General features: G+C 64.1%; 13 protein-coding genes and 1 tRNA gene. 10 read left to right on the top strand and 4 right to left on the bottom strand.

Annotated elements, in window-relative coordinates:
* Nucleotide 1 precedes the first annotated feature (1 nt).
* Together ACODSO_RS02565 and ACODSO_RS02560 are read right to left on the bottom strand one after the other, a co-directional pair.
* Entirely contained in the window at nucleotides 2-439 is a 438-nt protein-coding gene (locus ACODSO_RS02565; RefSeq protein WP_489034818.1) for a Fur family transcriptional regulator, read from the bottom strand.
* 4 nt (nucleotides 440-443) lie between these two features.
* Nucleotides 444-782, bottom strand: a complete 339-nt coding sequence (locus ACODSO_RS02560) for an ArsR/SmtB family transcription factor (RefSeq protein ID WP_489035101.1) — start codon at nucleotides 780-782, stop codon at nucleotides 444-446.
* Nucleotides 783-1,029: 247 nt separating this feature from the next.
* Here ACODSO_RS02560 and ACODSO_RS02555 point away from each other — a divergent pair, with 247 nt between their 5' ends.
* Nucleotides 1,030-2,415, top strand: coding sequence for a glycine--tRNA ligase (locus ACODSO_RS02555; RefSeq protein WP_489034816.1), 1,386 nt, complete (start codon nucleotides 1,030-1,032; stop codon nucleotides 2,413-2,415).
* 315 nt (nucleotides 2,416-2,730) lie between these two features.
* Here the strand turns inward: ACODSO_RS02555 and ACODSO_RS02550 are convergent, their stop codons facing one another.
* Nucleotides 2,731-4,779: a TPM domain-containing protein gene (locus ACODSO_RS02550; protein ID WP_489034814.1), complete on the bottom strand. Its 2,049-nt coding sequence runs from the start codon at nucleotides 4,777-4,779 to the stop codon at nucleotides 2,731-2,733.
* Between the two features lie 116 nt (nucleotides 4,780-4,895).
* On the opposite strand from ACODSO_RS02550, the gene ACODSO_RS02545 reads away from it, so the two are divergent.
* From ACODSO_RS02545 to dnaG, 7 genes are read left to right on the top strand one after another with little or no spacing between them, the layout of a single operon-like run.
* On the top strand, nucleotides 4,896-5,807 hold the full coding sequence (locus ACODSO_RS02545; protein ID WP_489034813.1) for an ABC transporter ATP-binding protein: 912 nt from the start codon (nucleotides 4,896-4,898) through the stop codon (nucleotides 5,805-5,807).
* Nucleotides 5,804-6,589 (top strand): ABC transporter permease, encoded by a 786-nt coding sequence (locus ACODSO_RS02540; RefSeq protein WP_489034811.1) that lies wholly within the window; start codon nucleotides 5,804-5,806, stop codon nucleotides 6,587-6,589. Before ACODSO_RS02545 ends, ACODSO_RS02540 begins: the two co-directional genes overlap by 4 nt.
* Before the next feature lie 13 nt (nucleotides 6,590-6,602).
* Nucleotides 6,603-7,736 (top strand): sensor histidine kinase, encoded by a 1,134-nt coding sequence (locus ACODSO_RS02535; RefSeq protein WP_489034809.1) that lies wholly within the window; start codon nucleotides 6,603-6,605, stop codon nucleotides 7,734-7,736.
* A complete protein-coding gene (locus tag ACODSO_RS02530; RefSeq protein ID WP_489034808.1) occupies nucleotides 7,733-8,341 on the top strand; it encodes a response regulator in 609 nt (202 codons plus the stop codon). Before ACODSO_RS02535 ends, ACODSO_RS02530 begins: the two co-directional genes overlap by 4 nt.
* 55 nt (nucleotides 8,342-8,396) lie before the next feature.
* Nucleotides 8,397-9,116 carry a YdcF family protein gene (locus ACODSO_RS02525; RefSeq protein WP_489034806.1) on the top strand — a complete coding sequence of 240 codons (720 nt, stop codon included), beginning with the start codon at nucleotides 8,397-8,399 and terminating at the stop codon, nucleotides 9,114-9,116.
* Nucleotides 9,113-10,390 (top strand): deoxyguanosinetriphosphate triphosphohydrolase, encoded by a 1,278-nt coding sequence (locus ACODSO_RS02520; protein WP_489034805.1) that lies wholly within the window; start codon nucleotides 9,113-9,115, stop codon nucleotides 10,388-10,390. The genes ACODSO_RS02525 and ACODSO_RS02520 overlap by 4 nt, the downstream gene beginning before the upstream one ends.
* 41 nt (nucleotides 10,391-10,431) lie before the next feature.
* Nucleotides 10,432-12,363 carry a DNA primase gene (gene dnaG, locus ACODSO_RS02515; protein WP_068378811.1) on the top strand — a complete coding sequence of 644 codons (1,932 nt, stop codon included), beginning with the start codon at nucleotides 10,432-10,434 and terminating at the stop codon, nucleotides 12,361-12,363.
* On the opposite strand, the gene ACODSO_RS02510 is transcribed toward dnaG, so the two are convergent.
* Nucleotides 12,360-12,608 carry a hypothetical protein gene (locus ACODSO_RS02510; RefSeq protein ID WP_068378814.1) on the bottom strand — a complete coding sequence of 83 codons (249 nt, stop codon included), beginning with the start codon at nucleotides 12,606-12,608 and terminating at the stop codon, nucleotides 12,360-12,362. The two genes, dnaG and ACODSO_RS02510, sit on opposite strands and share 4 nt — an antisense overlap.
* 138 nt (nucleotides 12,609-12,746) lie before the next feature.
* Between ACODSO_RS02510 and ACODSO_RS02505 the strand changes: the two genes are divergently transcribed.
* A tRNA-Asn gene (locus ACODSO_RS02505) sits at nucleotides 12,747-12,819 on the top strand.
* A gap of 290 nt (nucleotides 12,820-13,109) precedes the next feature.
* Entirely contained in the window at nucleotides 13,110-13,625 is a 516-nt protein-coding gene (locus tag ACODSO_RS02500; protein ID WP_489034803.1) for a helix-turn-helix transcriptional regulator, read from the top strand.
* The last annotated feature ends 85 nt before the right edge of the window (nucleotides 13,626-13,710 follow it).

The raw sequence follows: 13,710 nt of genomic DNA, 5'->3' as shown, positions 1-13,710 counted from the left end.
GCTATTTGGCTTTGCACTCGCTGCAGGTGCCGAAGATCTCTATGGTGTGACTGACGTTGGTGAAACCGTTGTCCTCGGCGACGCTCTGAGACCACGTCTCGACGGTCGGTCCTTCGACCTCGACGGTGTAACCGCAGTCCCGACAGACGAGATGGTGATGGTGTCCGGACGAGCAGCGCCGATAGACCGATTCTCCCGTGTCGATCCGCAGCACGTCGACAGTGCCGGCATCCGCGAGCGTCTGCAGCGTGCGGTAGACGGTGGTGAGACCGATACCTTCGCCGCGGCGGCGAAGTTCGTCGTGCAGGTCCTGCGCAGAGCGGAACTCCTCGATGTTGTCCAGTAGGTCCGAGATGGCACTGCGCTGCTTGGTTGCGCGTACTCCGACTGCGACTGGCTTACGGGGGCGGACGGTGTCGGTCGTGGTCTTGTCGGTCACGAAATCAGCCTTCCTCGGCATGTGCGACAGCGTCGACGACGATGTGAGCGAGGTGGTCGTCGACGAGTCGGTAGAGAACTTCACGTCCGTTGCGCTCGCCTTGAACAACTCCGGCGGCCTTCAGGACGCGGAGATGCTGGCTGATCAACGGCTGGGTAACCCCGAGTGCACCGACCAGTTCGTGGACGCAGCGCTCGGATTCACGTAATTGCAGAACGATTGCGATCCGCACCGGGGCCGCCAATGCGCGCAGAATGTCGCCCGCGGCGGTCAGCGTCTCTTTCGGAGGAACCGGCGCAGGTGGGGTAGCTGCGAACGGATTGTGCGCATGACCGGGGATCACAGCGTGGTCATCGCCGAGGTGTGAAGGGTCTGTCTCCAGGATTGCCAACAGATTTCTCCTTCGGTCAGTGCTCGGGTCCGGACACCAGACTAGTCCAGTGAGTGTTAATGCAAACCACTTCCATTTTGATATGCACGACTGTGCATGTCAAACGCGGTGGGGAGCGTTCGGTTATATGTGCCTCGACCGATAGGCTTCTGCCTGTCAAAGTCCCCCTCGCAAGACACCAAGATGGAGAGCTCCGCCAGTGGCACCCAAGTCCAAAGTCGAAACCGTCGCAAACCTCGCCAAGCGTCGAGGGCTCGTCTACCCCTGTGGCGAGATCTACGGCGGTACCAAGTCGGCCTGGGACTACGGCCCGCTGGGCGTCGAGCTCAAGGAGAACATCAAGAAGCAGTGGTGGCGCAACATGATCACCACGCGCGAGGACACCGTCGGGCTCGACTCGTCGGTCATCCTGCCGCGTCAGGTGTGGGAGGCCTCGGGCCACGTCGAAACCTTCAGCGACCCGCTCGTCGAGTCCCTCATCACGCACAAGCGCTACCGCGCCGATCATCTTCTTGAGGCGTACGAGGAGAAGCACGGCCGTCCCCCCGAGAACGGTCTCGCCGACATCCGTGATCCCGAAACCGGCGATCCCGGCCAGTGGACCGAGCCGCGTGCATTCTCCGGCCTGCTAAAGACCTTCCTCGGACCGGTCGACAACGAAGAGGGCCTGCACTACCTGCGCCCCGAGACCGCACAGGGCATCTTCGTCAACTTCGCGAACGTCCTCACTACCTCACGCAAGAAGCCCCCGTTCGGCATCGGCCAGATCGGCAAGAGCTTCCGCAACGAGATCACACCCGGAAACTTCATCTTCCGCACGCGTGAGTTCGAGCAGATGGAGATGGAATTCTTCGTCAAGCCCGGCGAAGACGACGAGTGGCATCAGTACTGGATCGACTACCGCATGAAGTGGTACACCGACCTCGGCATCGACCCCGAGAACCTGCGGCTGTATGAGCACGCCAAGGAAAAGCTGTCGCACTACTCCAAGCGGACCGTCGACATCGAGTACCGCTTCCGGTTCCAGGGCAGCGAATGGGGCGAGCTCGAAGGCGTCGCCAACCGCACCGATTACGACCTGTCGGTGCACTCCAAGGCCTCCGGCCAGGATCTGAGCTACTACGAGCAGGCCACCGACACGCGGTACACCCCGTATGTCATCGAACCGGCGGCCGGTCTGACGCGTTCGCTCATGGCGTTCCTCGTCGACGCGTACACCGAGGACGAGGCTCCGAACGCCAAGGGCGGCGTGGACAAGCGCGTCGTGCTCAAGCTCGATCGTCGCCTCGCTCCCGTCAAGGTCGCGGTGCTGCCGCTCTCCCGCAACGCCGATCTGACGCCGAAGGCCAAGGATCTCGCGCAGCAGCTGCGTCAGTACTGGAACGTCGAATTCGACGACGCCGGAGCAATCGGCCGCCGCTACCGTCGCCAGGACGAAATCGGAACGCCGTTCTGCATCACCGTCGACTTCGACACCCTCGACGACCACGCCGTCACAATCCGTGAGCGGGACAGCATGGCCCAGGAGCGGGTCGCACTCGATCAGGTCGAGGCATACCTGGGGCAGCGGTTGTTGGGGGCCTGACACTCCGTTTCTTCGGTGACCGAATGTCTGTTTCGGTCACTTGGTGTGAGCGAATGTCTGTTTGAGTCACTCTGAGTGTGCGAATGTCTGTTTCGGTCACTTGGCGTGAGCGAATGTCTATCTGGGTCACCTTGAGGTGAGCGAATGTCTATCTGGGTCACCTTGAGGTGAGCGAATGTCTCATTCGGTCACCCGACCCGGGCACCGAACGGGTCGTTCGGTGCCCGGGCAGGGCGCACACTTGCGTACGAGCTCGGGAGTCGTACCGCATACGACCCACCGCGTGGACGCACGCGACAGTCGCCAAATGCGCGCCTAGAACCGGCCGCCGCCCGAGCGCCCACCGCCACCGAAGCCGCCCCCGCCGCCTCCACCGAAGCCGCCTCCACCGAAGCCGCCACCGCCTCCGAAGCCCCCGAAGCCACCCCCACGGCTACCGCGCAGCATGCTGTCGATCAGGATGCCGCCGAGGACTGCGCCTGCAGCGCCACCTCCGGAGCCTCTACCTCCACGCGGCCGACGGCTATCCTCCCAGCTGGCAACGTCGGCCTGCGCGGTCTGCGATGCCTGCGCGGCCAGCCCCGCCGCGGCCTGGGCGTGTTGCAGGGCCTGTGCGGGATCGGTGGACTCGAGTTTTCGGGCAGCCTCGAAGTGACGCTCTGCTTCTGCGAGACGTGTCCTTGCCTCGGCGCCGACGCCACCGCGGCGGGTCGAGATGTAGTCCCTCGCGGCGGTGATCTGCGACTGGGCACCGCCGAGGTCACGTGCGAGACGCGCGCGCTGCAGGTCGTCTCGAGTCTTCGCTTCGGTGGCGTCCTCGATCACCTCGTCGAGATGCTGATCGGCCGCCACGAGCTGGGTGTAGGCCCCGAGCGGATCCGACGATTGTGACGCCTCGGCGTTGCGTAGCGCTTGCTCGGCAGCCGCGCGTGCACTCTGCAGCTCGCTACCGCCATGCCTGGCCAACGAATCCGCGCTCGCGAGGTCTCGGCGGACCTCCTCGATTGCGGCGGGAAGCGTCGCGATCGCATTGCGTATGTCGTTCTGCGCGTGGTCGACTCCGTCGAGCAGCGCGCGGGCCTGGTCGACTGCCTTTTCGGCGGTCCGTACAGCCGAGACGAGTTGCCCTTGCTGGCCGGCAGGTTTGGCAGCGGTGTCACGGCCCACTGCGATGTTGCTTTCGGCGAGTTCGATGTCCTCGCGGGCCATCTCGATGTTCGACGAGATCGATGCGAGCGCAGGCGCCGCGAACTCGGTCTGCAGCTGGGCCAGAATCTTCTCCGACTCCGGTACTCGGACCGTCAGTTCGACGACAGCCTGCGTCAGGGAATCGAGCTTCGCATCGGCATTGATCAAGAGATCGCGCATCGACTCGAATTCGGCTACACGCGAATCGAGTTCGTGATCAGCGCGCCCGCAGGACGAGATGATCTGAATCAGCATCGCGCGGCGTTGATCCGGCGTCTCGGGGATGGCGTCGTCGAGACGTTGCCGAATTTGGAACGCCGAGCCGAGTGCCTTCTTGGCTTCGTCGAATGCGGTGATGAACGGCGCTGCGGTGGTGTCGCCGAATTCCGATCGAGCAATCGCCAGCTCTTCCTCGCTTGCCCGCACTGCATTGTCGGTCTCGATGAGCATGGAGTGTGCGCGGGCATCCAAGATGTCGAGCGGCAAGGCGGAGAGTGACGCGGTGTCCGTGGGATCGATGCTGTTCGCAGCTTCGATTCCGGCCTTCTGACGCGCCTTGTTGCGTCGCGACGAATAGACGACCGCCCCGCCGCCCGCGGCGAGAACGGCCCCTGCGCCGATGAGCCAGGGGGTACTGGATCCGCTGGACCCGGAGGATGCATAGGCGTCGCCCAGTGTTCCGGCGGTGACGATCGCCGCGCCTGCCCAGTCTTCCTCGCGCAGAGCCGGTTCGATGTTGTCCGTCTGCAGCTCGTCGATCTCCGATTGAGTGATTTCGGTGAGACCGTTGGACACCCATGTTGCGTACGACCGGTCGACGGTCGCTACCGCTAGCAATGCGTCCCTGTCTCCGAAACTGCTGGCCTGGGCGGTGGCGTCGGCCCATTCGCTTGGTTCGAGGTTGTCGAAATCGGCGACGTAGACGATCCAGAGACGGATACGATCCGCGTTGTACACATCGTCGATCGCGGCCTGCACGTCGGCGAGCTGTCCGTCGTCGAGGGCCTCGACGTTGTCGGTTATCTGGCCTGCCAGTCGCGATGGGGGCTCGGCCGTCGCAGTCCCCGCGGCGCCGAAAAGTGCCGCAAGAGCGACAATCGCGACGAGAGCAGCGAGGGCGAGCAATCGCTGGACTCTGGAGACAACGGGACCGTGCTTCGCCTGATCGACTGCCATGAGAACTGAATCTACCGGCAGAGGGGAGGGGTGATCACTCCCCATGACACTTGTCATGGCGGAATCGTGACGCTCGGACGAGGTCGCGGAGCTGGCCGAGTAGCAAAGTTCTTCTCATGACAACGACAGCAGCAGTGCATCTGGAGCACCTGAGCAAGTCCTACGGGTCGGTGCAGGCCGTGGCCGACGTGAGCCTGACGATCGAACCCGGCGAGGTGGTGGCCTTCCTCGGGCCCAACGGCGCGGGCAAGACGACGACCATCGACATGATGCTCGGGCTGGCCAAGCCCGATTCGGGTACGGCTCAGGTGTTCGGATCCGCACCGGCCGACGCGATCAGCGCTGGGCGGATCTCGGCGGTCATGCAGTCGGGCGGGCTCATTCGAGACTTGACCGTCCGCGAGACGATCCGTCTCACCGCCGCCCTGTTTCCGCACACACAGCCGGTCGAGAGCGTCATGGAGCGCGCAGGCATCACCGCGATCGCAGACCGGAGTGTCGCGAAGTGCTCTGGCGGTGAACAGCAACGGCTCAAGTTCGCGTTGGCACTGTTGCCGGAACCGGACCTACTGATCCTCGACGAACCGACCACCGGAATGGACGTCGAAGGTCGGCGCGACTTCTGGAACGCGATCAGGCACGACGCGCGTGGCGGCCGAACCGTTCTGTTCGCTACGCATTACCTGGATGAGGCCGACGCCTATGCCGATCGCATCGTGCTGCTGCGGCACGGACGGATCGTCGCCGACGGGAGCGCCGCGGAGGTCAAGAACCTTGCGTCCGGCCGTACCGTCACCGCCACGGCCCCATCCATCGATACCTCCGCGCTGCTACGACTGCCGGGCGTCGACCAGGTCGAGATGCGCGGTGAACGGGTCATCGTCCACGGCCGTGACTCCGACGCCGTTGCGCGGTATCTGCTGAACAACGGAGCAGTGGATCTCGAAATCGTGTCCAAGAACCTCGAAGACGCGTTCCTCGCTCTGACCACCGACTGTTCGGCAGATCTCGTAGGGAGCACCAAATGACCACGCTGACGCACAACCGCACCTCGCTCGCCCTCGGCGGCTTCAGTCCGACCTTCCTCGGCCTCGAGATCAAGAGGCTGGTCCGCAACCGTCGGACGGTCGTGTTCACCCTGGTGATGCCACCGGTGTTCTTCGTGATCTTCGGAACCCAGTCCGACTTCACCGGTAACTACGCATTCGCGCAGGGAAACGTGACGGCGTTCGTCGCCATCAGCATGGCCGTCTACGGCGCAATGCTCGCCGCTACCAGTGGCGGTGCGATGGTGTCGGTCGAGCGTGCCCAGGGGTGGAGTCGACAACTTCGCCTGACGCCATTGCGACCCGTCGCGTACATCGTGACGAAGATGATCGTCGCGATGACGATGGGTCTCGCGTCGGTGCTCGTCGTGTTCGCCGTCGCCGCCGGCTTCGGGGCGGACATGCCGATCTGGGTCTGGGTATCCAGCGGCATCATCGCCTGGCTCGGAAGTTCGGTGTTCGCGGCGTTCGGATTGTTCATGGGATACCTGCTGCCGTCGGAGAACGTCATGCAGATCCTCGGACCCGTTCTTGCTGTGCTGGCCTTCGCCGGTGGACTCTTCGTGCCACTCGCGGACAGTGGCTGGTTTGCCGCTATCGCCAAGTTCACCCCGCTGTACGGTCTCGCGACCGTTGCGAGGGCGCCGTTCACCGAGCCCTCGTTCGGCACGCTTGTCGTCGCCGTGATCAATCTCGTGGTGTGGGCAGGGTTGTTCATCGCCGGTGCTGCAGTCCTGTTCCGCCGCGATACGAAGCGTGTGTGAAGGGGGTACTAGCGTGAGCACCGTGACCCCAGTCGAGGTGAGTGCATCCGAGGGGATCGGTCGGATGTTCCGCTTCGGCTGGGTCTTCGGTTTGATCTGGCTGTTCTATCTCGCGTATCCGCTCGGGGAGGTGCTGGCACTTCCGCATCTGTGGCAACGGGTTCTCGGATCCGCGGCTGTCGTCGCGTTCGGCGCCACGTTCCTCATCGTCATCTGGGGATTCCGGACCGCCAATCGATCAGGACGAAGAGTCGACGTTCGCTGGGCGTGGTTCGGATTGATCGTGATGGGTTCGTTGATCGTGGTCCTGGCCGTCATGATCGGGAGCCAGTCGTTCGGGGCGACGATCTACATTGCCGTCCTTGCAATGATGACCCTGCCGACGCGTCAGGCATGGGTCTTGGTGGCCGTTCTCGTCGTGGTGATCGAGGTCGTTCCCCGTATCGTTCCCGACTGGGATCCGGGGTCGTTCTTCGCCTTTCAACTCGTGATCAGTGCAGTTGCAGCGTGGGGCGTCACGCAGGTGTTCAAGCGCAACCACGAACTCGCTGTCGCGCGTCAGCAGCTGGCCGACCTCGCGATCGTGGCCGAACGTGAGCGCGTCAGCCGTGACGTCCACGACATACTCGGCCACTCGCTCACCGTCATCACCGTCAAAGCCGAATTGGCGGGTCGACTGATCGAGATCGACCCAGCGCGCGCGGCCGTCGAGATCGGTGAAGTGGAAGCGCTGGCCCGCGAAGCCCTGAGCGATGTTCGATCGACGGTCGGTGGACTACGCAAGGTCGACGTCGCCGTCGAACTCGGGAACGCGCGCACCGCTCTCGCATCCGCCGGAATCGACGCCGATCTGCCGTCCGACGCAGATGTGGTCCCACTGCGCAACCGCGAATTGTTCGGGTGGACCCTTCGCGAAGCCGTCACCAACGTGATTCGGCACAGTGGTGCGCGGCATTGTCGTGTCGACGTGGAAGCCTCACGGATCGAGATTTCCGACGACGGCGGCAGTATCGACGACGGCGGCTGTATCGATGAGAGTGGGAACGGTCTTCGAGGACTCGCCGAACGCGTGAAAGCCGCGAACGGAACGCTGACCCTCGGACGATCGAGGACCGGGGGATTCACAGTCGAGGTGGAGTGCCGATGAGCATCAAGTTGTTGTTGGCCGACGATCAGGCCCTCGTCCGTGGAGCGCTGGCTGCACTCCTGGACCTCGAGTCCGATCTCGAGGTCGTCGCAGAAGTGGGACGAGGCGACGAGGTCGTCGCCGCTGCCCTCGAACACCGTCCCGACGTCGCGTTGCTCGACGTCGAAATGCCGGGACTGGACGGAATCGCGGCGACCGCCGAGTTGCGAAAGCACGTACCGAGCTGCCGGGTGATGATCGTCACCACGTTCGGGCGGCCCGGGTACCTGCGTCGTGCGATCGACGCCGGCGCCGACGGGTTCGTGGTCAAGGACACCCCGGCGAGACAATTGGCCGACGCGGTCCGCCGGGTTCACATGGGCCTGCGCGTCGTCGATCCGACGCTTGCGACCGAGACGCTGACCGAGGGAATCTCGCCGCTGACCGCGCGCGAGCACGAAGTTCTTCGGGCTGCGGCGGCAGGTGGGACGGCCGCTCGGTTGGCCGCCGCACTGCATCTGTCCGAGGGCACGGTCCGCAATCATCTGTCCGCTGCCATCGGGAAAACAGGCACCACGACCCGCGCCGAAGCAGTCCGGGTGGCGGAGGAACGAGGGTGGTTGTGACGGTTGCCCGCGCGCCCGAGCGTCGGCCGCGCGGGTGGACTGGCAAACTCGAGGGGTGAACCCGACTCTCGACCGCGATCCGTACGGCGACCCTTATGGGGATTCGTACGACTATTCCGAACCCGAACCTCCGCGGCTCGGTTTCTTCGGCACGCTCGGTCGGTGGACGACGCGACTCGTCGTGGGCGTCGTACTGATGGGATTGTTGGTCGTCGGAGGGACCGCGGTCCGGGTGTGGCACGTCGCCCGAATCGACGACAAGACGACGGCTGACGCAATCGTCGTCCTCGGTGCCGCGCAGTACTCCGGAACCCCGTCGTCGGTGTTCGAGGCGCGGTTGTCTCAGGCAGCGTCGTTGTTCGAGGAGGGCGTGGCTCCCGAGATCGTGACAGTCGGAGGCAAGCAGGAAGGCGATCTGTACACCGAGGCAGCGTCCGGGAAGATGTTCCTCATCGAACAGGGCGTGCCGGCTGATCAGATCACCGCCGTCGAACAGGGATCGGACACACTGGAGAGTATCGAAGCGGTCAGCGAAACCCTACGTGCACAAGGCAAGTCGTCGGTGGTGCTCGTGTCCGATCCGTGGCACTCGTTGCGCACGCGCACCATGGCACGGGATGCCGGATTGGACGCATGGACGTCCCCGACACGCACCGGTCCTGCGGTGTACACGCGTGAGTCCCAGGCGCACGGCATCGCACGCGAAACCGGCGCGCTCCTGTGGTATCAATTGACGCATTTCACCGCTGATTTCGCATACACGGCAGGCCAATGACGTTGGGTACCTACAACGATCACGACGTCCAGCGCTTCGTCACCGAGGCGCCGAAGACCGCTGGGCTGAACAGTGCGCAGGAAAACGCGTCGCACCGTAGCGCTTTCGCGCGAGATCGCGCGCGGGTCCTGCACTGTGCGGCGCTCCGACGTCTGGCCGACAAGACACAGGTGACCGGGCCCCGCGACGGGGACACTCCGCGTACCCGGCTGACGCATTCGCTCGAGGTCGCGCAGATCGGCCGGAGCATCGCCGAGGGAATCGGCAGCGATCCGGACCTCGTCGACCTCGCCGGGCTTGCACACGATATCGGTCACCCTCCCTACGGTCACAACGGTGAACGGGCCCTCGACGAGGTCGCGGTCGACTGCGGCGGATTCGAAGGCAACGCCCAGAACCTGCGCATCCTCACCGGGCTCGAACCGAAGATCCTCGACTCCGACGGTCGAAGCGTCGGACTCAACTTGACGCGTGCCTCACTCGACGCGGCGACGAAGTATCCGTGGCAACGTCCGTCGCCCGGTGCCAAGTTCGGCGCCTACGACGACGATGCCGCAATCCTCGACTGGGTTCGTGACGGTGCGCCCGAGCGTCGTAAATGCCTCGAAGCGCAGTCGATGGACTGGGCCGACGACGTCGCGTACTCGGTGCACGATGTCGAGGACGGCGTCATCGACGGACGCATCGCTCTCAGGTCGCTCGGCGCCCCCACCGAGCAACGCGAGCTGGCCGAACTCGGTGTCCGAGAGTTTCGTGGCCTCGATGTCAACGAACTCATCGAAGCGGCAGACCGGTTGTCGCGGATGCCCGTCGTGACGACTGTGGGCCAGTTCGACGGCACCCTGACGGCATCGGTCGCGCTCAAGCATCTGACGAGTGAGCTCGTCGGCAGGTTCGCGACCGCTGCGATCAACGGCACCCGCAGTCGATGGGGAACCGAGCCTCTGGCCAGATATGACGCCGACCTGGTGATCCCGCCGATCGTCGCCGCAGAGGTAGCGCTGCTCAAGACGATGGCGCTGCGGTACGTGATGTCCGACGCCGGACACAAGATCCGACAGGAGCGCCAGCGTGACCGAATTCATCGGGTTGCGGAGTGGCTGCAGAGGTCGGCGCCGGGGGAGTTGGACCCGATATTCGTCCCGGCCTGGAATCGAGCCGACAGCGACGGGCAGCGGACACGGGTGGTGGTCGATCAGATCGCGTCGTACACCGAAAGCAGGCTCGAACTGATCGACAAGCGCAGTCTCGGGGCTCAAGCCAGCTGGGGCTGATCTGATTCTCCAGAGTCTGTGGGCGGTACTAGACTGCCCGTGTGGCCGGCCGAATTCCTGAACGCGACATAGCCGCCATTCGCGAACGCACACGGATCGAAGACGTCGTCGGTGACTACGTCTCTCTCAAGCGCGCGGGCGGCGACTCGATGAAGGGCCTGTGCCCGTTCCACGACGAGAAGTCGCCGTCGTTCCACGTTCGCCCCAACCATGGGCATTTTCACTGCTTCGGCTGCGGCGAAGGTGGTGATGCCTACTCCTTCCTCCAGAAGATCGAACACATTTCCTTCGTCGAGGCCGTCGAGCAACTCGCGGACCGATTGAACTACTCGATCACCTACGAGGGCGGAGGGCCATCGGTCCAACGTGACCGAGGGACACGAGCGCGGCTGATCGCGGCGAACTCCGCAGCACAGGAGTTCTACGCTGCCCGACTACGCGAACCAGACGCGCAGACAGCCCGCGACTACCTCACCGAACGCAACTTCGACGGCCAAGCAGCGCTGACGTACGGCTGCGGATACGCGCCCGACGGCTGGGACACCCTCACCAAGCATCTGCTCTCCAGTGGCTTCGAGGCCAAGGAGATCATCGACGCAGGCCTGGCGACGCCGGGCAAGCGCGGCACCCCGATCGACAGGTTCCGGCGCAGGCTCGTGTGGCCGATCAGAAGCCAGAGCGGGGACGTCATCGGGTTCGGTGCGCGCAAGCTCTTCGACGACGACACCATGCCCGGCAAGTACATCAACACGCCGGAAACCATGCTGTACAAGAAGTCTCAGGTGCTGTTCGGGCTCGATCTCGCGCGCAAGGACATCGCCAAGTCGCATCAGGCCGTCATCGTCGAGGGATACACCGACGTCATGGCGATGCACCTTGCCGGCGTCAAGACCGCGGTCGCGTCGTGCGGTACGGCATTCGGTGAAGATCACCTCGCGATGCTGCGGCGACTGATGATGGACGACAGCTACTTTCGCGGCGAAGTCATCTACACCTTCGACGGTGATGCTGCAGGGCAGGCCGCCGCCATGAAGGCGTTCGAAGGTGATCAGAAGATTGCCGGGCAGACTTTCGTTGCAGTTGCGCCCGACGGTATGGATCCATGTGAGCTGCGGCAGAAGTCCGGTGACGGCGCCGTCCGTGATCTGGTTGCGCGACGCACCCCGATGTTCGCGTTCGTCGTCAAATCGCTTCTGAGCGAACATGATCTCGACACACCCGAGGGACGTGTCGAGGCGCTTCGTCGGACGGTACCGGTCGTCGCCCGTATCAAGGACGCTTCCCTGCGCGACGAGTACGCACGTCAGCTCGCCGGGTGGACCGGCTGGGACGACACGGCGATGGTGCTTGCCCGCGTGCGGGACGAAGCGAAGAAGAATGCCCGCGGCGGCGGTGACGCCAAGGGAAAGCGTGTCCCATTCGAGAAGCGTCAGGCCCCGACGCCCGAGGTGCCTGCCGGTCCGGTGCGTCCGCAGCCGACGGATCCGTCGTTGTGGCCGCAGCGAGAGGCCCTCAAGTCCGCTCTGCAGAATCCGGCGATCGCGGGTTCGGTGTTCGACTCGTTGCCGCCGGAGACGTTCACTCATCCCGCGTACGCGGCTGTCAGTCAGGCCGTGACGGCGGCAGGGGGCACCGCCGCGGGCTTGGGCGGGGGCGAGTGGGTCGACGCCGTCGCCAAGCGTGCGGAGACACCTGTCGTGAAGTCGCTGGTGATGGAATTGGCCGTCGAGCACATCCCGGTGGCGGACATTGCGCTGACGCGATACATCGGCGGCGTACTGGCGCGTCTACAGGAGGTGTGGGTGGGCGAACAGGTGGCCGAGCTGAAGTCCAAGATGCAGCGCATGTCACCGCAGGTCAATCCAGACGAGTACTACGCGCTGTTGGGCGACGTCATAGCGCTCGAACAGTACCGGCGCAGCCTGCTCGAACAGGCCATCGGCAACGTCGAGGACGCTTCCGAGGCCGGTTAGCGCTTGCGGAGCTGATCCTGCGGGATGTAGAGCTGCGTGTCCTCGTCGATCGGCTTCATCGGCTCGAGCTTCGGCTGCGTGTTCAGCGAGTCCGACAGCTTCTGCCTGCCCACCTCGATGACCTTCCGGGTAGCCGGGCTACCCGCGACGGCCGAAGCGGTCTTACGGATCTGCTCGTAGCGCCCACGACCCGCCTTGGCTCCGAGTACGTAGGCTGCCCCGGCAGCCAGAACCAAACGAATCATGAAAGTCCTCTCAGTGAAGCTGGGCGCGGTCCCTCCATCCTGCCTGACACCGCCGGGACAGGGCGATTTGGTACTCCCATGGGGGTGTGCGCTATTGTTTCTTTCGGCCCGCACGAGAGTGCGAAGCCACCGAGGTAATCCCCTGTAGCTCAATTGGCAGAGCTTCCGACTGTTAATCGGACGGTTGCTGGTTCGAGTCCAGCCGGGGGAGCGCAATAGACCCTCTGAACTGCACTCCTGTGCGGGACAGGGGGTCTTTTTCGTATCAGAACACTATTGGCGGAGTCGGACGGCCAGGTGTCCACCCCGGTCCGCTCAAAAGCGCGACCTAGGGGTCTGCGGTCTGTGCTCGCCGGCTTGTCACAACTCGTTCGGAACTCATCTTATGGAGCGGCCCCACTGGGACTCGGATTCCAGTTGGCGTCACATGCTGGGCAGAGTTCGCTCCCGCGGGGTAAGGTATCCGATTGGATACGTAGTGCTGTGAGGAGGTAGCGGTTCATGGCTGGACATGGGCTCGTTGAGCGTGCGCGTCGTGCTGCTGGTTTGACGCAGGGTGAGCTCGCGCGTCGGGCACATACGTCACGTCCGACATTGTCCGCCTACGAGAACGGCCGCAAGTCACCGTCTTTGGAGACCCTCGAGCGTCTGCTGGGGGAGGCTGGCTTCGATGTAGCGGCTGTGCCTCGTGGTCAGTTCGTGGATGTGCCGGGTGCTCGTGGTCGGGTGTATCGGGTGCCGACGTCGTTGCCGCGGTTGCCGATTGCCGATGCATTGGCAACCGTGGTGTTGCCGCTGGAATTGAACTGGTCTTCTCCCGGTCAGGAGTTTCGGTTGTCGGACCGTGTGGAGCGGGCCAGGTTGTACGAGATCGTGCTGCGCGAGGGTCGTCCGGAGGATGTGGTTCGGTACATCGACGGCGTGCTGCTCGTGGAGCTGTGGCCGGAGTTGGTTGTGCCGCGTGATCTTCGGGCGGCGTGGGAATCTGTCGTCGATGCACTTCCGCGTAGGTCGTGAACGACACCGGAGCGGGAGTGCTCACTGCCTTTCAGGTCCGAGTTGCGAGGTTGTTCTTCTCGTTGCCTGCTAGTGAGGGGTTTCT

It is taken from the genome of Rhodococcus sp. FG69 (genome assembly GCF_057808915.1).
The sequence above is the reverse complement of the archived record's forward strand: the minus strand, read 5'-3'. Positions and strand labels throughout refer to the sequence as shown.